16 protein-coding genes and 1 pseudogene are annotated in these 22,575 nt (G+C 65.0%); 8 read left to right on the forward strand and 9 right to left on the reverse strand.

Annotated elements, in window-relative coordinates; all coding sequences use genetic code 11:
• Nucleotides 1–108: 108 nt before the first annotated feature.
• Together EJ074_RS04390 and EJ074_RS04395 are read right to left on the reverse strand one after the other, a co-directional pair.
• Nucleotides 109–1,353, reverse strand: a complete 1,245-nt coding sequence (locus tag EJ074_RS04390) for an FAD-dependent oxidoreductase (protein WP_095809142.1) — start codon at nt 1,351–1,353, stop codon at nt 109–111.
• Nucleotides 1,354–1,374: 21 nt separating this feature from the next.
• Nucleotides 1,375–2,763: a PLP-dependent aminotransferase family protein gene (locus EJ074_RS04395; protein ID WP_095809094.1), complete on the reverse strand. Its 1,389-nt coding sequence runs from the start codon at nt 2,761–2,763 to the stop codon at nt 1,375–1,377.
• 275 nt (nt 2,764–3,038) lie between these two features.
• On the opposite strand from EJ074_RS04395, the pseudogene EJ074_RS04400 reads away from it, so the two are divergent.
• The 4 genes and pseudogenes from EJ074_RS04400 (at nt 3,039) to EJ074_RS04415 (ending at nt 7,363) form a co-directional block, all read left to right on the forward strand.
• Nucleotides 3,039–4,201, forward strand: a pseudogene (locus tag EJ074_RS04400) (ABC transporter ATP-binding protein).
• A complete protein-coding gene (locus EJ074_RS04405; RefSeq protein ID WP_129552795.1) occupies nt 4,198–5,250 on the forward strand; it encodes an ABC transporter substrate-binding protein in 1,053 nt (350 codons plus the stop codon). The pseudogene EJ074_RS04400 and the gene EJ074_RS04405 overlap by 4 nt, the downstream one beginning before the upstream one ends.
• 8 nt (nt 5,251–5,258) lie before the next feature.
• Nucleotides 5,259–6,539, forward strand: a complete 1,281-nt coding sequence (locus tag EJ074_RS04410; protein ID WP_095809097.1) for an ABC transporter permease — start codon at nt 5,259–5,261, stop codon at nt 6,537–6,539.
• A gap of 2 nt (nt 6,540–6,541) precedes the next feature.
• Nucleotides 6,542–7,363: an ABC transporter permease gene (locus EJ074_RS04415; RefSeq protein ID WP_095809098.1), complete on the forward strand. Its 822-nt coding sequence runs from the start codon at nt 6,542–6,544 to the stop codon at nt 7,361–7,363.
• 173 nt (nt 7,364–7,536) lie between these two features.
• Here the strand turns inward: EJ074_RS04415 and epmA are convergent, their stop codons facing one another.
• Entirely contained in the window at nt 7,537–8,583 is a 1,047-nt protein-coding gene (epmA, locus tag EJ074_RS04420) for an EF-P lysine aminoacylase EpmA (protein ID WP_095809099.1), read from the reverse strand.
• Nucleotides 8,584–8,712: 129 nt separating this feature from the next.
• Here epmA and efp point away from each other — a divergent pair, with 129 nt between their 5' ends.
• Nucleotides 8,713–9,282, forward strand: coding sequence for an elongation factor P (gene efp / locus EJ074_RS04425; protein WP_095809143.1), 570 nt, complete (start codon nt 8,713–8,715; stop codon nt 9,280–9,282).
• A gap of 493 nt (nt 9,283–9,775) precedes the next feature.
• Here the strand turns inward: efp and EJ074_RS04430 are convergent, their stop codons facing one another.
• The 6 genes from EJ074_RS04430 to EJ074_RS04455 form a co-directional block, all read right to left on the reverse strand.
• Entirely contained in the window at nt 9,776–11,926 is a 2,151-nt protein-coding gene (locus EJ074_RS04430) for a cellulose synthase (protein WP_095809100.1), read from the reverse strand.
• Entirely contained in the window at nt 11,923–12,981 is a 1,059-nt protein-coding gene (locus EJ074_RS04435) for a glycosyl hydrolase family 8 (protein ID WP_245420665.1), read from the reverse strand. Before EJ074_RS04435 ends, EJ074_RS04430 begins: the two co-directional genes overlap by 4 nt.
• Nucleotides 12,978–15,326, reverse strand: coding sequence for a cellulose biosynthesis cyclic di-GMP-binding regulatory protein BcsB (locus tag EJ074_RS04440; RefSeq protein ID WP_095809102.1), 2,349 nt, complete (start codon nt 15,324–15,326; stop codon nt 12,978–12,980). The genes EJ074_RS04435 and EJ074_RS04440 overlap by 4 nt, the downstream gene beginning before the upstream one ends.
• The gene (gene bcsA, locus EJ074_RS04445) at nt 15,323–17,518 is read right to left on the reverse strand and encodes a UDP-forming cellulose synthase catalytic subunit (protein WP_129552796.1); all 2,196 of its coding nucleotides are present in this window, start codon (nt 17,516–17,518) and stop codon (nt 15,323–15,325) included. The genes EJ074_RS04440 and bcsA overlap by 4 nt, the downstream gene beginning before the upstream one ends.
• A 143-nt stretch (nt 17,519–17,661) precedes the next feature.
• Nucleotides 17,662–18,546, reverse strand: a complete 885-nt coding sequence (bcsN, locus tag EJ074_RS04450) for a cellulose biosynthesis protein BcsN (protein WP_165349849.1) — start codon at nt 18,544–18,546, stop codon at nt 17,662–17,664.
• Between the two features lie 268 nt (nt 18,547–18,814).
• Nucleotides 18,815–19,480 carry a metalloregulator ArsR/SmtB family transcription factor gene (locus EJ074_RS04455; protein WP_095809105.1) on the reverse strand — a complete coding sequence of 222 codons (666 nt, stop codon included), beginning with the start codon at nt 19,478–19,480 and terminating at the stop codon, nt 18,815–18,817.
• A gap of 99 nt (nt 19,481–19,579) precedes the next feature.
• Here EJ074_RS04455 and EJ074_RS04460 point away from each other — a divergent pair, with 99 nt between their 5' ends.
• From EJ074_RS04460 to EJ074_RS04470, 3 genes are all read left to right on the forward strand, one after another.
• Nucleotides 19,580–20,311 carry an MBL fold metallo-hydrolase gene (locus EJ074_RS04460; protein WP_095809106.1) on the forward strand — a complete coding sequence of 244 codons (732 nt, stop codon included), beginning with the start codon at nt 19,580–19,582 and terminating at the stop codon, nt 20,309–20,311.
• Nucleotides 20,308–21,564, forward strand: coding sequence for an MFS transporter (locus tag EJ074_RS04465; protein WP_095809107.1), 1,257 nt, complete (start codon nt 20,308–20,310; stop codon nt 21,562–21,564). The genes EJ074_RS04460 and EJ074_RS04465 overlap by 4 nt, the downstream gene beginning before the upstream one ends.
• Before the next feature lie 113 nt (nt 21,565–21,677).
• A complete protein-coding gene (locus EJ074_RS04470) occupies nt 21,678–22,574 on the forward strand; it encodes an ankyrin repeat domain-containing protein (protein WP_095809108.1) in 897 nt (298 codons plus the stop codon).
• Nucleotide 22,575: the final 1 nt, after the last annotated feature.

Genomic DNA, 22,575 nt, shown 5'->3' on the forward strand with positions numbered 1-22,575 from the left:
GCAGAGGACGCATTGCGATAGGAGCCATGGCTATCCCCGCCGCGTCGCTCACGCTGCCCGCTGCACACGTTTGAGGGAAATTGGAAGGGACCAGAGGGGCGAGGTTGATCAGAAGCGGTCTGCGGCAAAAGGCGCCTGGCGTGCCGCGTTGCCGCGCGCGCTGACAAGATCGGCGACAAGACGCGCCGTGATCGGCGCCAGCGTCAGCCCGAGATGGCCATGCCCGAAGGCGTAGATAACGGCAGGACTTCGGCGGGACGGACCGATGACCGGACGCGAATCGGGGAGTGAGGGCCTGAAGCCGAGCCATTCGGAGGATGGCCGGCCGAGTTCGGGAAAGAAGTGCCGTACACCGCGGTCGAGCAGCGCCAACCGACGAGGATTGGGCGGTGCTGCCAGCCCGCCAAGCTCAACAGTGCCGGCTACGCGGAGCCTGCCGGCCATCGGCGTCATGTAGAAACCGAGATCCACCGGGCATACAGGCCGGTTGAGCAATGGCGCCGCCGTCGGAAATTCCAGATGGTACCCGCGCTCGGTCTCCAACGGGATCCTGTCGCCGGCTTGCAGGGCAAGTGCCCGCGAGCGGGCGCCCGCCGCAATCACCACTTTTCGCGCCGTGATGGCGAGACTTGGGCCGGTCAGACGGACGCCTCCCGCATCCGCTACGAGACCGGTGACGCTTGTCCGCACCGGATGCACACCGCGAGCGCCAGCGGCAGCCGCCAGCCGCGCCATCACTCTCCTGGGATCGCTAATATTGAGCGAATCCGGGAAATAGAGGCCTTGGGTAGCCGCGCCCGCCAAGGCCGGCTCCATCGCCGCGACCTCCGCAGCCGTGAGAAGTTCCTGATGGACACCCATTTCGGCCCGCAAGGCCCGTCCGTCGGCCGAGGCGGCAAAATCGCTTTCGCGCCGGTAGATATAGAGGCAGCCGTTGCGGCGCAGCAGATCCTGCAGACCGGCTTCCTGCACCATTTCTCCCCAGGCCGGCAGGGCCTCCGCAAGCAGGCCGGCAAGCGCGATCGCGTTGGCGCGGGTGGCCGCCGGAAGCGACTGGCGAACAAAGCGGATCAGCCACGGCGCAAGCTGGAATAGCGCAGCCCAGCGCAGCGCAAAGGGGCTGTCGGGATCGAGCAGCAGCTTCGGAAGCGCGCGCAGAACGGCGGGATTGCCGACCGGCATGCAGGCATATTCGGCGATCGTTCCGGCATTGCCGAAGGAGGCGCCAGAACCCGGTTCGTTAGGATCGATGAGCAGGACTTCGCGCCCTTCGCCGGCAAGCCGTAGTGCCGTGGCCAGGCCAACGACGCCGGCGCCGACGATCGCGATCTCGACGCTTTTGGCTGCAGACACCGTTGGATTCGAAATCATGGTTTAGACGAAGCCGGGCAGTTGTAGATGGCCGGCGGCGAGCAATTCCGCCATGGCGGTCAGCGCCGAGCGCAGGTCCTCCTGCGAGCGGGCCGCGCCGACGTTGATGCGTACGCCATGCTGCACGGGCTCGCGACCGACGGCGAAGGCGTCTCCCGGCAGCACGGCGACGCCGCGCTCCAGGCAGGTGCGGGCAAAGCCGGCGCCGCGCCAGGGCTCCGGCAGGCGCAGCCAGACATGAGTCGAGGTCGGATGGCTCTGGGTATCGAAGTTGCCGAGGACGTCCCTCACGATGGCCTGACGCTGGCGCAGTTCCTGCTTCTGGATCTCGATGATGCGCGCGGCCGACCCTTCCTCGATCAGCCTCGCGCCGATCAGCGCGGTCAGCGGGCTGATGCTCCAGCAGTTGATGCGCAGCGCCGCCGCCACCTGACCGGCGATCGGGCGCGGCGCGATGACGAAGCCGAGTCGCAGGCCTGGTGCCAGGCATTTCGACAGCGCGCCGAGATAGATCGTCAGCTCGGGCTCGAGGCTTGCGAAGGAGGGCGGCGGATCGTCGGCCAGCGGCCGGTAGACATCGTCCTCGATGATCAGCACGTTGTGGCGCCGCGCCACTGCGGCAAGCTCGCGCCGACGCTCTTCGCTGAGCGTGGTGGTCGTCGGATTGTGCAGCGTCGGCACCAGGAAGACCGCGCGGGCCCGAAGCTGGGCGCAAGCCGCTTCGAAGGCGTCTGGGCGCATGCCGCCGCGATCCATGGCGACGCCCCTCAAGTCGAGCCCGTGCACGCGGCACAGCGCGTTTATGCCCTGATAGGTGACCTCGTCAGCAAGCACGACCTCACCCTGCCTGGTGACGGCGCCAAGAACGCAATCCAGCCCATGCTGGGCGCCGGCGGCCAGCACGACCCGGCCTGGGTCGCCGTCGCCAGCGACGGATCTGAACCAGTCGGCGATCGCCACGCGGCCCCAGAGCGGCCCTTCCGGCGGGTGATAATCCTGCAGCGCGGCATAATGCCGGTCCTTGGACAGCCGCGGCAGCAGCGTCGAAACGGCGTCGAGATAGGCCGCGGTGGGCGGCCGGTTGACGGAAAGGTCGATAATGCCGCTCTGGTCGCTGGGCGCCGATGCGAAACCCGGTCTTTCACCGATATCTCGGGCCGCGACCGTGGTGCCGCGTCCAGGCCGTGCTTCGAGAAGCCCCTGCTCCTGCAGTGTCGATAGGGCGCGCGTCACGGTCGTGACGTTGATACCCAGGGCGCGCGCGATCTCGCGCTGCGTCGGCAGCCGATCACCGACGGCCAGCGTACCGGCTGCGATGCGTTCGGCAATCGCGTCGGCAAGACGGCGGTAGACCGGGCTTTCATCCTCGGCGAGACGGAGATCTTGGAGCATGCGGGATTCAAACGAAGACTGACATCTCATTTGGGCATCTAGCACAGGACAACGCTCCGGACAATAGAATTTGTCCGACATGACCTAGGCCAGATTATAACCACACAATCTTGCGAAAACCATCTTGACGCGCAGAGTTGTCTGCATCTATGGTCGATTTCGCGTTAATTGTGTGACCATACAAGTTGGTAGCCAGCGACGGCAGTCTGGTTTCCGGGAGGACGAGGCATGGATCGCAAGCTCGAATCGATCAACAGTTTCCAGGATCGCGGACGATGATCGCCGGTCAGGCCGCGATCCCAGCCGCCGCGGCTCAAGCGGCTTCCGCCAGCCAGGACTTCGTCGAATTCGCCGAGGTCGAGAAATCCTATGACGGCCGCACCTTCGCCGTGACGCGCATGAACCTCACCGTGGCACGCGGCGAGTTCCTGACGCTTCTCGGCCCCTCCGGCTCAGGCAAGACCACGACGCTCAACATGCTCGCCGGCTTCGAGCGGCCAACGCACGGCACGATCACACTGGAGGGGCAGCCGGTCGACCGCCTGCCACCATACCAACGCAACATCGGGATGGTGTTCCAGAATTATGCGCTTTTTCCGCACATGACGGTCCAGGAGAATGTCGGCTTCCCGCTCTCCGTCCGCCAGGTGAGCAAGGCTGACATCGCATCACGCGTGGCGCGGGCGCTAGACATGGTGCGGCTGAGGCAATTCGGCGACGCCGGCCGACACAGCTATCCGGCGGACAGCAGCAGCGGGTGGCGCTTGCCCGCGCCCTGGTGTTCCAGCCAAGCCTGGTGCTGATGGACGAGCCGCTCGGCGCGCTCGACAAGAAACTGCGCGAACACATGCAGCTCGAGATCAAGCAACTGCATACGATGCTGGGCATCACCATCGTCTATGTCACGCACGACCAGAGCGAGGCACTGACGATGTCGGATCGCGTCGCCGTTTTCAACCAAGGCGCGATCGCCCAGTTGGGCTCGCCTGACGACCTCTACAACACACCGCAAAGCTCGTTCGTGGCGAGCTTCATAGGCGAAAACAACACGCTGGAAGGCATGGTCGAGCGCGTCTCCGGCGGGCAATGCCGCGTGCGGCTGAACGGCGGCGGCGAGCTTACGGCGCTTGCGATCGGCGTAGCGCAAGGCAGCGCTTGCCACGTCGCGATCCGGCCGGAGCGGCTCAATCTCACGCCGGCTGCCGCCGGCGCCAACGCGCTGCCGGCCACGGTCGACGGACGTATCTATCTCGGCGACCACCTGCGCCTTGTGGCCAAGCTCGCCAACGAGCAAGTGCTGATCGTCAAGGTCGGCCCCGAAGCGACGATGGCGAATGGCGAGACCGTGACGGTCTCCTGCGCGCCCAATGATTGCCGCGCCTTTCCGGCCGATGCGGGAACGGGCGGGGCCATTCCAAAACAGGGGAAAACGACATGAAACATGTGAGAACACATCTGCTCGCGCTTGCGACCGCCACGGCGGTCATGACGATCGCCGGTGCCGTCCGCGCGGACGAGCTGTCCATCATGGCAAGCGGCGGCGCCTGGCAGGACGCGCAGCGCAAGGCCTGGTTCGAGCCGTTCGCCAAGGAGACGGGCGCCAAGATCCTCGAGCAGGAATATCTCGGCGATCTCGGCAAGGTCAAAGCCATGGTGGAGACCGGCAATGTACCGATCGACCTCGTGACGGTCGAAACCGCGACCGTGCTGCAAGGCTGCGACGCAGGCATCCTCGAACGGCTCGACTATGCCAAGATCGGGCCGCGCGACAAGTTCATCGAAGGCTCGGCGCTCGATTGCGGTGTAGGTCTCGATGCCTACGGCGACATCCTCGCCTATGACCCGACGGTGCTGAACGACGGGCCGACCTCGGTCCTCGACCTCTTCGACACAACGAAATTCCCCGGCAAGCGCGCCATGCGCAAATTCCCGGCACAGAATCTCGAATGGGCGCTGCTTGCCGACGGCGTCCCGCCCGCCGACGTCTATAAAGTGCTGGCCACGCCGGAAGGGGTCGACCGCGCCTTCAAGAAGCTTGACACGATCAAAAAGGACATCGTGTGGTGGGATGCCGGCGCGCAGCCGGCGCAGCTCCTCGCCTCCAAGGAGGTGGTTATGACCACCGCGTGGAACGGCCGCATCCAGAACGCCATCGACAACGACAAGAAGCCGTTCAAGATCGTCTGGAACAACCAGATCCTCGAATACGACATGATCGCCATCCCGAAGGGCGCGCGCAATCCGGAACTCGCCTACAAGTATCTGGCTTACATCAGCGATCCGAAGAACAACGCCAAGCTCGCCAGCTACATCACCTATGGGCCGGTGCGCACCGACGCGGCGTCCTTCGTGGCGGCGGACGCCCTGCCCAAGCTGCCCAACGCTCCGGACCATCTGGCGGGCGCGTACCTGGTCGCCGACACCGAGTTCTGGGGCGACTACGGCGAGGATCTCGTCAAGCGCTTCAACGCCTGGCTTGCCCAGTAGGATCCCAGATGTCGGCGCTCCAGCCCAGCCAACTCGACCGGCCGACGCTGGCCCGCGACCGGTCAGCCGCCGATGCGGACCTGAAATCCGTGTCGGCGGCGCTCCGCCGCGCCGAATTCGGTGATCGAATGCGCACGCTGCTGCTCGCGGCACCCCTGCTGGTCCTCCTGGCGCTAAGCTTCGGCATTCCGATCGTGCTGCTGCTCTCGCGCGCCGTGTACGATCCCACGATCGCCGACGCACTGCCCAAGACCACGCAGGCGTTGAGCGGCTGGAACGGCCAGGGCCTGCCGGGCGACGATGCTTTCGCCGCCCTGGCCGCGGACCTCAAAGACAACCAGGGCAAGGGCACGGCCTATCAATTGGCCAAGAGCATGAACGCGCGCCTGCCCGGCGCGCGCAGCCAGGTGCTGAAGACGGTGCGCAAGCTCGAAAACGCTGACGGCCAGGCTGCGCTCGACGCCATGAAATCAGTGCCATTCTGGTCGGCTCCGTCGACCTGGCCGGCGATCCAGAGCGGCACCCGGAGCTTGACTTCCTTCTACCTTCTCAGCGCGCTCGATCTGCGCTGGAACGCCGATGGCGGCATCGAACGGGTGCCGCCCGAGCAGGCGATCTTCATTCAGGTGTTTCTGCGCACCTTCTTCGTCGCCGCCGCAGTCACATTGGCAACGCTGGTCCTCGGGTTTCCGCTCGCCTATCTGATAGCCAACGTGCCGAAAGGGCTGGCCGCCATCCTAATCGTGGCCGTGCTTTTGCCCTTCTGGACGTCGATCCTCGTCCGCACTGCCGCCTGGACGGTGCTCCTGCAGAAATTCGGCCTGGTCAACGACTTCCTGCTGTTTGTTGGCGTCGCCAGCGACCGGCTTGACCTGATGTACAGCCGTATCGGGCTCATCATCGCCATGACCCATATCCAGCTGCCGTTCACGCTGCTGCCGATCTACAGCGTCATGCGCACCATCCCGCCCTCGCAGATGAAGGCCGCCTATTCGTTGGGCGCCCGACCCTTCACCGCCTTCCGTCGCATCTACATTCCGCAGGTGTTCCCCGGCGTGATGGCAGGTTGCCTGCTGACGTTCATCCTGTGCCTCGGCTACTATATCACCCCTGCCCTGATCGGCGGCGCGAGCGACCAGCTGATCAGCAACTTCATCGCCAACTACGTCAATGTCGAACTGAATTGGGAGATGGCGGCGGCGCTCTCCTTCATCCTGCTCGTCTTCACGCTGGCGCTGTTCGCAATCTTCGCCCGCATCCTCGGCCTCGACCGCCTGAAGCTGGTGTAGCCATGCTGTTGTCCCCCTACCCCACCACCGGCGAACGCGTCCGCATCGCCCTGCTCTGGCTGTGGTGCGGACTGGTGATCCTGTTCCTGCTGGTGCCGATCCTGATTCCGGTACCGCTCTCCTTCAATAGCGGTGCCTTCTTCATCTTCCCGCTGGAGGGAATTTCAACGCGCTGGTACGAGGTGGTGCTCGGCACTCAGCGCTGGCAATCGGCGATCGGCAACAGTCTGATCGTCGCCTTCGGCACAACGCTGATCGCAACCACGCTGGGCACGCTGACGGCCATCGCGCTGTCCGACGAGAAATTCCCCGGTCGACGCATCATCATGCCGCTGCTTTTGTCGCCGTTGATCGTGCCGGTGGTGATCACGGCCGTCGGCTCGTACCTGTTCTACGCGCGCGTCGGGCTAGCCAGCACCTATGCCGGCATCATCCTGGCGCACACCGCGTTGGCCAGCCCCTTCGTCGTGGTAACAGTAGGCGCCAGCCTCACCGGTTTCGACCGCAACCTAATGCGCGCCGCAGCGATTTCGGGGGCAAGACCGCTGACTGCATTTTTCCGCGTGATGCTGCCGCTGATCCTGCCCGGCGTGCTGTCGGGCGCGGCCTTCGCTTTCGTCACCTCCTTCGATGAAGTGGTGGTGGTGCAGTTCCTGGCCAGCGCCAGCCAGCGCACCATGCCGCTCGAGATGTTCATTGGACTGCGCGAAAAGCTCAGCCCGGCCATCACCGCCGCCGCGACGCTGATGATGGCGCTATCGATCGTACTCCTGGTCGTTGCCAATCTTCTGGCGCGACGCGGTCGGACAGCCCCGAATAGATGAGAGCGCAACGCTATCAGACGGGAATGGTGATGCGCGTCGCGATAAGCGGCTGCGTTCCTTGGAATGGATCGTGCCGGCGCCCCGCTGTCGATCGTGCTTCTGATCGTCGCCACCTTCTGGCACGGCGCGGCCAAACCGATATGGCGCTTCGGCATAGGCAGAAGCCGGTGCTATCAGATGCCCGCCGCCGGCGCCCAGATCACATCTTCAATCCGCGTTGCCCCCGTCGCCAGCATCACCAGCCGATCGAAGCCAAGCGCCGAGCCGCTTGCCTCGGGCATTACCGCTAGAGCATCGAGAAAATCCTCGTCGAGCGGATAGCGCTCGCCATAGACGCGCTCCTTCTCGTCCATCTCGGCGAGGAAGCGGCGGCGCTGTTCGGCCGGGTCGGTCAATTCGCCGAAGGCGTTGGCAAGCTCGACGCCGCAGCAATAGAGTTCGAAGCGCTCGGCGACGCGCGGATCGTCGGCACTTGGCCGGGCAAGTGCGGCCTCCGATACCGGATAGCCGTAGAGGATGGTGGCCCGCCCCTGCCCCAGCGCCGGCTCGACCTTTTCCACCATCACCCGGCTGAACAGGTCGGCCCAGTTGTCGTCGGGCGCGGTGCGCAGGCCGGCGCGGACCAGCGCTGCGTGCAGCGCGTCGCGGTCGGTGCCGCCGTCGGGGGCGACGGTCGCCAGCAGATCAATGCCGGTGTGCCGGGCGAAGGCTTCCGCGACGCTCAGCCGTTCCGGCTCGGCGAACGGGTCGGCGATGCGGCCACGAAAGCTGAAGCTTTTCGCACGGGCCTTTTCCGCGGCGAGCGCCAGGAAGTCGGCGCAGTCGGCCATCAGAGCCTCATAGGTCTCGCCGACGCGATACCATTCCAGCATGGTGAATTCGGGGTGGTGCAGCGGCCCACGCTCGCGATTGCGCCAGACCGCGCCCAGGCTGAAGATGCGCGTCTCGCCCGCGGCAAGCAGCTTCTTGCAGGCGAATTCCGGCGAGGTGTGGAGATAGAGCGGCTGGCGCGATCCGTCAGGCCCGATCGCCTCGGTGGCGAAGGCTGCAAGATGCGCCTCGTTGCCGGGCGAGGCCTGCAGCGCAGCCGTCGTCACCTCGATGAAGTCGCGTTCGGCAAACCAGGCTCGCAGCGCCGCGGCGATGGCGTTGCGCGCCATCAGCCTTGGCCGGCGGTCGGCATGGACATGCGGCGTCCACCAGGGCGAAGCGCCGGTCATGGACAGGAAAATCGCGCAGAAGGCTGGCGGTTCGCCGCAAGATGCGCTAGGGCGCACGCGATGGCCGCCGTCGCCGATTTACGGCACTCAACGCTTGCAGGCCGAATAACTCGATTAGGATTGAATACCGTGGTCAAGGTCATCGCCAGTTCCTTACGCAAAGGCAACGTCGTCGATAAGGACGGCAAGCTCTATGTCATTCTCTTTGCCGAAAACATCCACCCTGGCAAGGGCACGCCGGTAACGCAGCTCGACATGCGCCGTATCGGCGACGGCGTGAAGGTCTCGGAGCGCTATCGCACGACCGAGATGGTCGAGCGCGCTTATGTCGAGGAACGCGAGCACACCTTCCTCTATGCCGACGGCGAAGGCTTCCATTTCATGAACCCGGAGAGCTACGACCAGGTCGTGGCCTCGGAAAGCGTGGTCGGCGACATGGCTCCCTACCTGCAGGAAGGCATGGCGGTGCAGCTAGCGCAGTTCAACGGCGCGCCGATCTCGCTGGTGCTGCCGCAGCGCGCCACTTTCGAGGTGGTGGAGACCGAGCCGGTCACCAAGGGCCAGACAGCGTCTTCTTCCTACAAGCCGGCCGTGCTTTCCAACGGCGTGCGCACCGCGGTGCCGCCACACATCTCCGCCGGCACGCGCGTGGTGGTGATGACCGCCGACGGCTCCTATGTCGAGCGCGCCAAGGATTAGAGCGGACGCCTGAAAAGTATCGGGCGGACTTGTTTGACGCATGTCGTCGTCCCAAAACCGCTGCGCACTTTTGGGCGACATGCCCTTTTGTCTGATGCATGTCGTTGTCGCAAAACCGCTGCGCACTTTGGGCGACATGCCCTTTTGTTTGACGCATGTCGTCGTCCCAAAACCGCTGCGCACTTTTGGGCGACATGCCCTTTTGTCTGATGCATGTCGTTGTCGCAAAACCGCTGCGCACTTTGGGCGACATGCCCTTTTGTTTGATGCATGTCGTTGTCCCAAAACCGCTGCGCACTTTTGGGCGACATGCCCTTTTGTTTGATGCATGTCGTTGTCCCAAAACCGCTGCGCACTTTTGGGCGACATGCCCTTTTGTTTGATGCATGTCGTTGTCCCAAAACCGCTGCGCACTTTTGGGCGACATGCCCTTTTGTTTGATGCATGTCGTTGTCCCAAAACCGCTGCGCACTTTTGGGCGACATGCATTGGGTTACTGCATGTTCGATTGGCGTTCGTTCCTGACGTCGTTGAGGCCCCTCAGCGCGTCATGATTGCCGGTGGCCGCGGCGGCGCGAAACGCCTGCTCGGCGTCGGCGAAGCGGCGCAGCTTCAGATAGGCATAGCCGCGCAGCACCATCAGGCCGGTGCGCTCGGGCGCGATGCGCGCGCGCTCGTCGAGGGCCATGATCGTCTCGTTGTAGCGGCCGCGATCGAAAGCGGTGTTGGCCTGGGCCTCGAGCAGCGCCGTCCTGATCTCGATGCTGCGACCGGCCTCCATCGGCGCCTGCGAGGCGGCAATCGCCGCCCTGTCGATCAGTCCGGCGCGCAGATAGGCAAGGCTCTGGCCATAGGCGGCGTCGGCCCGCGTCCTGCCGGAGCCGCGCAGCGCGACGTCGAAGGCGGCCGCGGCCTCGATCGGCCTGTTGACCTGCATAAGGCACCAGCCGCGAGACAGCGCCGTCTGTGGCGACAGCGACGAAGGATCGAGCGTGGTCGAGCAGTTGCGGGGCGCCTGCCGTGCTCTGCCGGGCGTCGCCGCGCGCGGCCTGGCGGCGCTGTGCTCGCTGACCTCGACCTGGGCGAGCGGGCGGCGCCGCGACGGTTGCTCCTGCCCAGCCTCGTTCGAGGCAGCCGCGGCTTGCCTGGGCTTGCCGACGGCGGCTGTCTCGATGCTGCGTTCGCCGACCGTCGGTATGCGCTCTGACCGGCCTATCCAAGCCGACTGGATTTCCCTGACGCCTGCCTTGTCGCCGGTCTTCCAGCGCGTCAGCGCAAGCCCGTAGGCGGAAGGCTCCTCATCGGGTTTCCACTCAAGCGCCAGCTTGAACCACTGCGCCGCGGTCTGCGGCTGGTTTAGGGCATCCGCATACCAACCGAACTGCTGCGCCGAGGCCGCGTCCTTGGCGGCGTAAACCGCCTGCACCATGCGCTGCAGCACTTGCGGGGTGAGCGGCGCCGGCGGCGTCATGGCGAGCAGGTTTGCCACCGCCGCGAGATAGACCTTGCGCGTATCGTCGTCCGTATCGCGCCACCGGAAGAGGATGTCCTCCGCCTCGGCCGGGCGGTTCTGGTTGATCAGGGCGAGCGCCAGGCCCTGCGACGACTTGGCGGTGTCTTCCTTGTCGCGCGCCTTGCGGAACCACGTCTCGGCCCTCTGCGGATTGTCACGCTGGACATAGTACCAGCCGAGCAGCAGATCGTCCGAAGCCAGGCCGCCTTCCCGGGCAAGGCCCTCAACCGTTGCGATGTCGGCGGCGGGAATGACCAGCTTCGGATCGGCATCGGCGTTGGCGAGGCTCTGCCTGGCGATGTCACCGCGCAAGGCGGCGAACTCGCCCTTGCCGTCGGGCGTCTTCTGCTCCGTCGCCAGCAATTGGTCCAGGTTCTGCCGCGACAGCAGCGGCAGTGCCTTCTGGACGGTGGCGAAGCGCTCCTCGGGCTTCTTGCAGTTGTCCAGGATGTAGAGATAGGCGTCCTTGGCGCGATCCTCGCGCCGGGTGCGCGCGAACGCCTCCGCGACACGCCACAGCACGTCGACGTCGCCGCATGTCAGGAGGCTGGAATTAGTCGAGCCGACGCGAATGACGGCATCATACTGCTTCAGGTTGGAGGCGTTGATGAGCTGCTCCCTCGCCTCCGCCAGCGCCAGCCGCTGCAGAAGGTCGGCCGGGGGCTGCCAGCCGGCCTGCGCCGTCTGCCGGTCCGCGATCGCCTTGCGCAACTCTGCCAGCTTGCCCGCCGAATAGAGCTTCCACATCTGGTCGAGTTGCGGATCGCCCTGCCTGCGCACGGCCAGCGGATTTGCCGGCGGCGTCCAGTCCGGATAGAGCGCCTTGAGCCGCGCGATCTCGGCGTTCAGCCGCTTGGTGTCGCCCTTCGAGGCAAAGTAGCGCAGCGCGCTCTCGTCGATCTTTCGCGAGGATGCCGGCGCCACATCGGCGTCAACCGGCTGGTCGCCCTGGGCCAGGGTGATGGGCTTTGACAGGCTTTGCTGCGAGGCATCGTCGCGAGGGTTTTGCGCGGCATTCGGAAATGTCCCAGCTTTTGGGAAGGTCGCCGGGCTCGACAAATAGCCGCCCTGATGAAGCACCATGGCGCCGAGCAGTACCGTTCCGGCAGCTATGAAGATTGCCGGTTTCATAGGCACTCCGGATGATGGCGGCGCGCATAGGCGAGCGCGAGCAGCTGGAGTGTCGAAGGATAGTAGTCGGTCGGCTGGAACGCCTTGAGATCGCCGGCCAGCGGCTTGCTCTCGATAACGCAGGAGACGAGCGCCGGAATGATGCGGTAGCCGCTGTCGGCCAGCAACTGCCGCGTCTGTCCGGTCGCGATGTCGACGATGCGAACACGGCCTTGATCGTCAGGCATCTGCGACAGGAACGGGGCAAGCAGGTCGCGGTCATGGATGCCGGCGCGCAGCAGGTAAAGCGGAATGCGAAGCGCGTTGTAGCTGAACTCCTGCGGGAAGCCGTCGGCGACGGCCGGCTGCGCTTTCAACGAAACCCAATCAGGCGGCAGCTCCGAAGGTCCGATTTTCATCGAACTGGCCAGCAGGGTCCTGCCGTTGGCGGCAAGTTCGTTCCAGGGTCCGTCGGGGGCAAGCTCGGCCATCACCGGAAGCGCCTCGAAGACCCAGTAGGACGGATTGACGACCGGGCCGTCGGGACGGTCGCCGGCGGCAAAGCCGGAATTGCCGGGCTTGAGCAGAACGAGGTCGCCCACCTTCTCCAGGCTGCCGGCGGCGAGCGCCATCGCCATGCCGGTCGCGGCCTGGGTAAGGTCGGGACGGTGCCATGCCTCGCCAGCCAACGCCAGGCCATAAGCGATCAGCAGATCGCCGTCGGAAGCGTTGTTCGTGTCGCTGATATGCGGCTTCGCGGCGGGGTCCCATTTCCAGGCCGCCAGGCCGTCGTCACGCACCATCATCTCCGTGCGCGTGAACGCCCAGATGCGGTCGAAATCGCCCCGGTTGCCGGCAAGGTAAGACAAAAGCAGCCCGTAACCCTGACCTTCGCTGTGACTTATCCCGCCATTGGCGTTGTCGACGATTCGACCGGCGGGGTCGAGGAACTTGTCCTTGTAGAGCGACCACTCCTGCGAGGTGATCGCTGCGGCCGCGAGGCTTGCCCGGGCTGGTGCGAGCAGCGAGGCGGCCAAGGCAAAGGCTACGAGAAAGGCCTGCACGGGACTGCTCACTTGCGGCGCCCCAGCGACGCAAGCAATCCTGCCGTTGCCAGCCCGAGCACGATCGACAACACCGTCAGCACCGCGGCGTAGGACAGCGCATTGGCCGACAGCCAGTTGGCGACGATCAGGCGGTAGTTGGATAGCGAAAAGGGCTGCGTCTCGACGAAACTGAAGCGCGTGACGGGCAGCGTCGCAACCTTGTCGTCGCCGGAATCGACCGTTGTGAGATGGCCGCCCATCTGGCGCCAACTGCGTTGCTGGGTCAGCGTGCGCACGCCTTCGCGAAGCGCGCTGGCCGTCGGCGCGGTGATCACGGTCCAGGTGCCGCCGACGGTCGGGCTGGTTTCCTGCGCGACGAGCAGGCTGGCGCTGCCCTGCGGCGTGTATTCGGCCGGCCTGCCCGGGAAAATGCGGAAGGAATCCATGGAGATGTTGAAGGTCCTGCCCATCCAGTCCTCGAGCGAACTGATCTGACCCCGCCAACCGCTGCCACGCAGCTTCTGGCGCCACTCGTCGAAAGTCGTTTCGGTGTTCGGCTTGATCGAGGCGACCACCAGTCCCCAGGTCGAGGAACTGTTGCCGGATACGCCGACCTGGGCTAGCACGGCCGGCGGAACTTGCGACAGCGGGCTGATGAAGACAGCGTTGCGATCGGACACGGCTGCCGCGGCGGTCGATGAATCCACACCGATCAGGCGGCCGGCGGCCACCGACATGCGTGCCATGAGCGTCACTCCGGCCGAGACCGTCTCGGGCTGGGCGCGGTCCATGATAAGAGGCAGCGCATAATCGGTTCTGCTGTAGGGCGCACCGGTGCCGCTGATCGCGGCAAGATCCGGAATCCGGGCGATCCGGGCGAAGTCGGGCATGACGAGCTCGGACGTGTCGAAGACGGCAAAGCGCTGAGCGCCCTGAGCAGTGGCGCCCGGGGCGCAGATGGCGTCTGCCTCGGTCAACAACACCGCCTCGATCGCAATAGTGTTCTCGCCCGGCCGGAAGTGGCGCATCGTCACCTTGATCGGCAGGTGACGCAGGATCTCGCCGCCCGCGGTGGTGATCGGCACGGTGGCGGCGATGTTGTCGTTGACATAGACGTCGATATGGCTGCCCGGCAGCACCTCCGCCGAATAGGCGGCGTCGAGCAGGATGGTGGCCTGGCCATAGGCGCCGGCATAAAAATCTGAGGGCACACCGACAGCGAGATCGGTGCGGATCCGGCGACCCGAAAATTCCTGGGTGTTCACGCCGAGATCGGAGAATTTGAGCGTGCTGGCGCCGAGCAGCATCGGCACGTCGGGCGTGCGCCAGCTTCGCGTGCCGAGGCTGGTGCGCAGGCTGCCGACCGGGCGATCCACCTGCTTGGCGAGGTCGTCGATCGCCGTGTCGACGGCCTGCCAGTTCGGACCGCTGACGACCAGGGTCGAAGGGCCGAGCTTCGGGTCGTCGACCATTGTTGCAACCGGTCCCGCCTCCGCTCCCTCGGGCAGCCTCGCCACCAGCTTGGCGATATCGGCGGCGGGGCCGAGAACGACGTTGGCCACGCCGGGGCCGGAGGCAGGCGAACCGGTCTCGCTGACCTCGAAGGACTGGTTCGGCATGTTGGCCATCAACGCCAGCGCCTCGCCGAGCCGCACCGTCGGCGCCGTTGAGACAGCCTGGGCCATGGATGGCACAATCAGGTTGAAGGTCGTGGCTCCGTTTTCATCGACGCCGACGGCGCGCAGATCCTCGACCCGTTTCCAGTGTCCTGCTTCCGCGCCCTCGAAGGAGAAGAAGCTGCGCGCGAGATCGATCTGGGTCCACAACTCATAGGTCGACTGGATGGTGCAGTCGGTGCGATGCCGCTGCACCGCCGAAATCACGATATCGTTCAACCCGGCATGCAAAACCTTCGGCGGAACGGTGGCGACAATGTCGGCGGCATCGTCCGAGGCGGCGATCGGCTCGTCGACGACCTTGGTGCCGTTAATCGACACGGTCATGCGCGAAGCCTCCGGGGCGACGACGACCGCATTCTGATAGCCGAGATGGAGCTCGCTTGCTGCGTCGGCCTGCTCGGGCGTCAGGAAGACCGACCAGGAGCGTTGCGCATATTCGCCGGAAAGCACGAGTTCGCTGAACGGTATGAAGTGGCGTTTGGCGGGTTGAATGGCGGCCTGCTGTATCCCGGGCTCGGCCGTGCCCCTATTACCCGCGGCAGATGACGGCGTGGTCCCCGGCAGGACAGTCTGGGCTCCAGGTGCGGGCGGCTGCGAAGGCGGCGCGGCCGGTCGCTCCTCGGACATGTCGAACGGGGTCTGTGCGGCCGTTGGCCACGTCGCCAGCAGAAGCAGAAGCAGCCAGACGCTTCTCATGGCCGCTTCTCCGCGAGCTGTCCAACCTGCGCGCTCCTGGTTCTGCCCCGCAGATCGCGCCAGAAATAGACCAGGCCGCGATAGGTCTGGAAAATCGCGAGGCGCAGGAACCAGCCCGTGCCGCGCAGCAGGCCCGGATTGCCGCGCCGCGAAAGCTGGAACTGCTCCCACTGCTTGGAATTGGCGAAGATCAGGTCGGCGACCAGCCGGTGGTGCACGGCCTCGCTCGGCTGGTAGAGGCAGCCGACCGCGATGCCGTCGGAGGTGCGCTCGAAGTTGCGGATGGCGACCGGCAGCACCGCCTCGGTGCCGTCGGCGAACAGCTTGAAACGGATACCGGCCCTGGCATCCTTGGCAAGATCCTCGAGCTCGGCGTCCAGCACGGTGAGGCGCGCGCCGAAGGCCGAGACGTTCTCGATCGTGCCCTTGTACCATTTGCCGTCGATCTCGAAATCGGCGCGACGGCTAACCTTGACGCGCCTGGTGGCGGCACGCTCACCCCGTTCGGAGACGACACCCAGCGCACAGCCCGCCATGATGAGGTTGAGCAGGTTCCAGCCGCCGACGACCAGTGTCACGTCCGCCTTGTAAGGCTCGGTGTAGACCTTGTAGGCCGTCATGGCGACGCCGACCAGGAGCACGCCGAAGATGACGAAGAAGGGCTTGCCGATCTCCGACAGACGGCTGGTCGCGATCGACTCGTCCTTGGCCGTCACCTTGAAGGTCGGCTTGCGCGGATTGAGGATCACCGAAACGATGGCCGGCAAAAGATGCACGGTCTGCACATATTCGTAGAGCTCTGAGATCCACGGCCAGCGGAAGGCGCCGTAGAGATAATTCTGCATCATCAGGTTCACGATCATGTAGCTCAGCGTATAGGCCATGAACTCGCCGCCGGAGGCGGTGAATATCTGCAGGTCGAAGAACAGGTAGAAGAGCGGCGCGACCAGGAAGATGGCGCGCGGGAACGGGAACAGCCAGAACAGCGTCGAGGACATGTAGCAGAGGCGCTGCGGGATCGAGAGGCCGCGCTTCAACGGCGGGAAACGGAAGCGCAGGATCTGCATCATGCCTTGCGCCCAGCGGCTGCGCTGGCCGATGAAGCTGGCGAAGGTGGCGGGTTGCAGGCCGGCGATCAGCGGCTTGTCGACATAGACGCTGTGCCAGCCGCGCGCGTGCAATTCAACCGCGGTCTCGCAGTCCTCGGTGATGCTGACGCCGCTGAAGCCGTTGGTCTCGACAAGCGCCGAGCGCCGCAGCACCGCGGCCGAGCCGCAGAAGAAGGACGCGTTCCATTTGTCGAGGCCGCGCTGGATGATGCCGTAGAACATCTCGTTCTCCGAGGGCATCTTCTCGAAGGTCTTCAGATTGCGCTCGACAGGATCGGGGTTAAGGAAGAAATGCGGCGTCTGCACCAGGAACAGGCGCGGATCCTCATCGAAATAGCCGACGGTCTTTTTCAGGAAATCGCGCGCCGGCGCATGGTCGGCGTCGAAGACCGCGACCAACTCGCCGGTCGACGTGGCGAGCCCGTTGTTGAGATTGCCGGCCTTGGCATGCTCGTTGCGGTCGCGCGTCAGATAGTTGACCCCGAGATCGGCGGCGAGCTTCTGCAACCGGGCGTGACGACGCTCGGCATTGGTGGCGTCGACGATGCGGTCGGAGTTGCGCTTCTGCAGCGTGCCGCCGTCGTCGAGCAGCCAGACGGTGAACCTGTCCGGCGGATAGTCCATGCCTCTCGCCGCGGCCATGGTGTTGGCGAGCAGATCGGGATCTTCGTTGTAGGTCGGGATGAAGACATCGACGGTCGGCAGCCGGTCATTGGAGTTGGCACGCGACGGGCGCGAAGGCAGCGGCAGCGCGACGACGAAGAGGCTGAGCGCCAGCATCATGACGCTGTAGAGTTCGGCCAAATAGAGCAGCACGCCGGGGATGAAGTTTTCCAGCTGATTGACCGGCGGCAGCGTGCTGGTCGTGCGCCAATAGACGTAACGCATGACGATGGCGGTACCGAAAGCCAGCGCGATCAGCCGCCAGATGCCGTCAGGACGCACCAGCTTGAGGATCATCATGGCGAGGAGCACGCTCATCGAGGCGACGAGCTGCGTTTCCAGGCTGATCGGCAGCGACACCATGGTGATGACGCAGACCGAAGCCATTGCCCATTGCAAGACGATCAGGAACTTCCGCATCCAAGTGCCTCTGCAATCGGCTTCGGCCGGTCGGGCCACCGCTTGGCAATCGCTTACGGCAAGGTAGCCCCTCGCCTGCCGCTGCCTATTCCGGTTTCGCGCTACAACCACACCGCCTGATTCCAGTTGTGCCGCGATGATGGTTAACGAGAGGTGTCTTCCTTGCCCTGGACACAGGCCGAATCCGTCTTTGCACAAGGCGGCGGTGGAACGATCGTCGCGGGGGCACCGTCAGAGGCGGCGGGAACCGGTGGCACGGAGTTCGGCGTTTGCGTCTGGGCCGTCTGTCCTCCCGGCGGCGCCGGCACCGTCGGGCCGACCGGCGGTGGCTGCTCCGGCGTCGGCGGTGCCTGCTCAGCCGCGATGTGCTGGCGCGCAAGCCGGCGCGCCGGCTGAGCCGGAGCCGGCGGAGTGGTCACAGTGCCGAACTGAGCGGCGCCGAGCGGATAGATCGGATGACCGGACTTGCCGATCGCCGCGTCCGGACCAGGCGCGCCGCCATAAGGGTTCCAGTTGCGTGTCCTGAACGCCGAGGAAATCGTATAGCCATACAGGGCTTCCAGCAGCTGCTGCTCGGACGCATCCTGGTCGCAAAGCCGCAGCCGCACCTGGACAGAGCCCTTGTTGCCGATCAGGGTCTGGGTGGAACCGGTGGAGGTGATGCGCTGCCAGCCATAGAGGCAGGTGTCGCCGGAGGCGCCGCGACCGACGGCATAGCCGAACGGGCCATACTTGTTCTGCACGAAGAAAGGCGAGCGCTGCATGCGGATGCCGGGCAGCAATTGCCGCATCTCGGAGCCGATATCGCCGATCGGCAGATAACCGTCGCGCAGCCTGCCCTCTCCAGCCATCGAGGCATCGACCGGGCCGAAAATCTGCACCCGAAGCATATTCTGGCCGGGCGTGCGCGCCGAGGTCGCGAGCAGTATGTCCTGCTCGGTGGCATTGGCGAAGCGCCGCTCGAGCACGGCGGTGACGGCTGGTCCGCCCGGAGACGGATAGGCGAAGGCGGTTTCTGCAGGCACCATGAGTGTGCCGGAAGAGTTGGCCAGCGGCGGCGGATTGGCGCAGCTTGCAACGAGACCGGCGGAAATCAGACCTGCAGCCCGCAGAACGGCGCTCGGCGTTCTACGGGGTCGGGCAGCATAGATTTGGCGGGAACGGGCTAAGTCCATCTGCGCGAAGCTAAGAGATTCGCCCGGATTGACGAAGGGTTAATGCAACCCCAGGCCGTATCCCGCTCAACAAAAAGCCGGCCGAGTCAGAAGCGCCACACTCGACGGTCGACGACGCCCGTCAGGCGGCCGTCTCGACCGGCAGGCCGGCGGCCTTCCATTCCGGCATGCCCTCTTCCAGCCGCCGCGCCGCAAATCCGAGAGAGCGCAATGTCGATACCGCCTCGAAGGACATGACGCACCATGGACCACGGCAGTAGGCGACGATCTCCCGGTCCATCGCGACCCCGGCGGACCAGGCCTTGACCTCCCCGAGCGGGACATTGATCGCGCCGGACACATGGCCAAGCGCGAACTCGTCCGGCGGGCGGACATCGATCAGCGTCACCAATCCGTCGCGCATGAGCGCCTGTAGTTCGTCCCGGCCTACTGGTCGCATCTCGTCTCGCGCGTGAAAATAGCCGCGCGCGATGCGGTCGACTTCTGCAAGGTGACGCTCGGCTATCGCGCGGAGCGAGGCGGAAGCCGACAGCACGCTGTCGTCGCTAAGCGAATAATGCACGAACTTGCCGTCGCGCTCAGCCGTGACGATACCGGCGCGGCGAAGCGCCTGAAGATGCTGGGAGATGTTGGCGATCGGTTGTCCCAGCTTGGCCGCCAGCGCCTCGACGCTGCGCGCGCCTTGCGCCAGATGCTCGATCATCTCCAGGCGCAGCGGGTGTCCAAGCGCCTTGGCGACTATCGCGAACTGCTCGTAGAGCGCCTGCTTCGGATTGCGGATTGACATTGGCCTTTCAGCGACGCACCGTCATTCAATAGAGTTGTTGAATGACGGTTTCGACCGGCTGTCAAGACTATGCGGCAGCTCCTTGTGGGAGGAAGATCAATGATCCTCAGGCAGTTCCTGCATCGAGAGCCGGTTGCCGCCTCCTACCTGTTCGGCTGCGGCGGCAACGCGTCCGCGGCTGTCGTCGATCCGGTCGGCGACATTGCGCCCTATATGGAGGCAGCGCGCGCGACCGGCATGCGCATCCTGTATGTCATCGACACCCATATCCACGCCGACCACATCTCGGCCGGGCGGGCGCTCGCCGAAGCGAGCGGCGCTGACTATGTCCTGTTCGAAGACGCCGAGGCCGACTTCCCGTTCCGGCGCGTGAAGGACGGCGAGGTGCTGGAGCTCGGCAATGTGACGGCGACCGTGATCCACACGCCCGGCCATACGCCAGAGCATCTCAGCCTGCTCGTCACCGACCATACCCGTTCGACCGAGCCGTGGTTCGTGCTCACCGGACACACGCTGATGGTCGGCGACCTCGGCCGAACCGAGCTTGCTTCGAGCGCCGAAGACGGCGCCCGCGCGCTCTTCGCCAGCGCGCAACGCCTGAAGCAATTGCCCGATCACATCGAGGTGCTGCCGGGCGCCTATTCCGGCTCGGTCTGCGGCCGCTCGCTGAGCGGCAAGCCGACATCGACGATCGGCTTCGAGCGGCGCTTCAACAAGGCCTTTCGCATCGAGGACGAGGAGCAGTTCGTCGCCGCCATGACCGCCGACATCCCGCCTCCGCCCCCGGAAGCCGCCCGCAACCGGGCCGCCAACGCCGGAGCGACGTCTTGAGCGCATCCGCGCCGGCCGTCGCGCTCGGCCTCAAGGCCAACTGGAAACAATTTGCGCTGCTTGTGCTGATCAACGCCTTCGTCGGCGGCATGGTCGGCATCGAGCGGACCGTGGTGCCGCTGATCGGTGCGGAGGAGTTCGGCGTCGCCTCGACGACGCTCGTCGTCTCCTTCATCGTCAGCTTCGGCGTGGTCAAGGCCTGCGCCAATCTCGTTTCCGGACAGCTTGCGGACCTATGGGGGCGCAAGCGCGTGCTGATCCTCGGCTGGCTTTTCGGCCTGCCGGTGCCCTTCATCATCATCGCGGCACCGAACTGGGGCTGGATCGTCGCCGCCAACGCGCTGCTCGGCATCAACCAGGGACTTGCCTGGTCGATGACGGTGATCATGAAGGTCGACCTCGTCGGACCGAAATCGCGCGGCCTTGCCGTCGGCCTGAACGAGTTCGCCGGTTATCTCGCCGTCGGCATCACCGCCTTCCTGACCGGCTACCTGGCGAGCCGCTACGGGCTGCGTCCGGTGCCGATCTATCTCGGCGTCGGCTATGCGATCGTGGGTGCCGCGCTATCGATCCTTTTGGTACGCGACACGCGCGAGCATGTGCGGCTGGAACTGGCCAACCATGCCAAACAGGCTTCGCCGCTCGGCTTTCGCGAGATCTTCATGCTGACCTCCTTCGGCGACCGCAATCTTTTCGCCGCCTCGCAGGCGGGCCTCGTCAACAATCTGAACGACGGCATGAGCTGGGGCCTCTTTCCGCTCTTCTTCGCCGCCAACGGGCTCGGCGTCGAGCGGATCGGCATCCTGAAGGCCGTCTACCCGGCCGTTTGGGGCGTGTTCCAGGTCGCGACCGGGCCGCTGAGCGATCGGTGGGGGCGCAAGGGCCTGATCGTCGCCGGCATGTGGGTGCAGGCGGCGGGACTTTTCCTCACTGCCGCAACCACTGCCTTCGGCTGGTGGCTGTGGGCCAGCCTGCTGCTCGGCCTCGGCACGGCGATGGTCTATCCGAGCCTGATCGCGGCGGTGTCGGACGCTTCGCACCCGTCCTGGCGGGCGCGCTCGCTCAGCGTCTACCGCTTCTGGCGCGACCTCGGCTACGCGGCGGGCGCGCTGTCGGCAGGGCTGATCGCCGATTTCTTCGGCTTCGTGGCCGCGATCTCAGCGGTCGCGGCGCTGACCTTCCTGTCGGGAGCGATCGTGGCGGTGTTGATGCGGGAGGCAACCGCATCAACGCCGGCGCGAAGCGACGGCTAGTGGCGAAAGCCTAACGGCCAGCAAGGCCATGGCCAGTCTTGCTTAAAACTCTGGTTCTTGCGGGGCATTTAAGGTATCCTTCGCAACCCGGTAAGCCTTGGGGAGGCTGCCAAATGCGCGGGTTCTTGCTTTTCATTCCGCTCCTGCTTGTACATTTCCCGATTGAAGCACGCGCTGCCGCCATTCACGACGCCGCGAAGAAAGGCGATGTCGCTGCGATCACGGCAGCGCTCGATGCAGGTGCCGGCATAGATGAGAGCGATGGAAACGCGACGGCGCTCTATTTTGCGGTCCGGACCAGCCATATCGAAGCGGCGAAACTGCTCATTGAACGTGGTGCGGACGTCAACGCCCAGTCGACTTGGGGTCCCGCGCTGATGGCAGCCGTGGGAAAGGGCAAGAAGATCGAACTGCTAAAGCTGTTGCTGCAGCGAAAGGCAGATCCAAATATTCCCGGCCGCAGTGGCCAATCCGCCCTTCATGTCGCCGTCACTATCGATTGTTTCGACTGCGTGAAGGCACTGGTCGAGGCCGGCGCGGACGTGAATGCGAAGACAAACGATGGCAAGACACCGCTCCATCTGGCAAAAATCAAGGGACACCGTGAAGTGGCCGACTATCTCATGTCGCACGGCGTCGTCTTGTCGACACCGGACCCTATCTCGATGAAGCTGGCTTCTGCCGATGTCGAGAAAGGCCGAACCTATTTCACCCACGTGTGTAATGGTTGCCACAACGCCGAGCCACAGGGAGGGACCAAAACGGGACCGAATTTGTGGGACGTCGTCGGCCGCGACAAGGCGTCTGTGGCGAATATGCGTTACTCTGAGGCCTTGCTGAGCTGGGAGGGCGTATGGTCGTATGAGGACCTGAACGGATATCTCTTCGCGCCCATGCTCACCAGGCCGGGCGTCTACATGGAGGTTCCCGGTGTCCCGGACGAGGCCGAACGAGTCGACCTGATCGCCTACTTGCGCACCCTCAGTGACAAGCCGGTCCCGCTACCCTGAA

It is taken from the genome of Mesorhizobium sp. M3A.F.Ca.ET.080.04.2.1 (genome assembly GCF_003952525.1).
GTDB lineage: Bacteria > Pseudomonadota > Alphaproteobacteria > Rhizobiales > Rhizobiaceae > Mesorhizobium.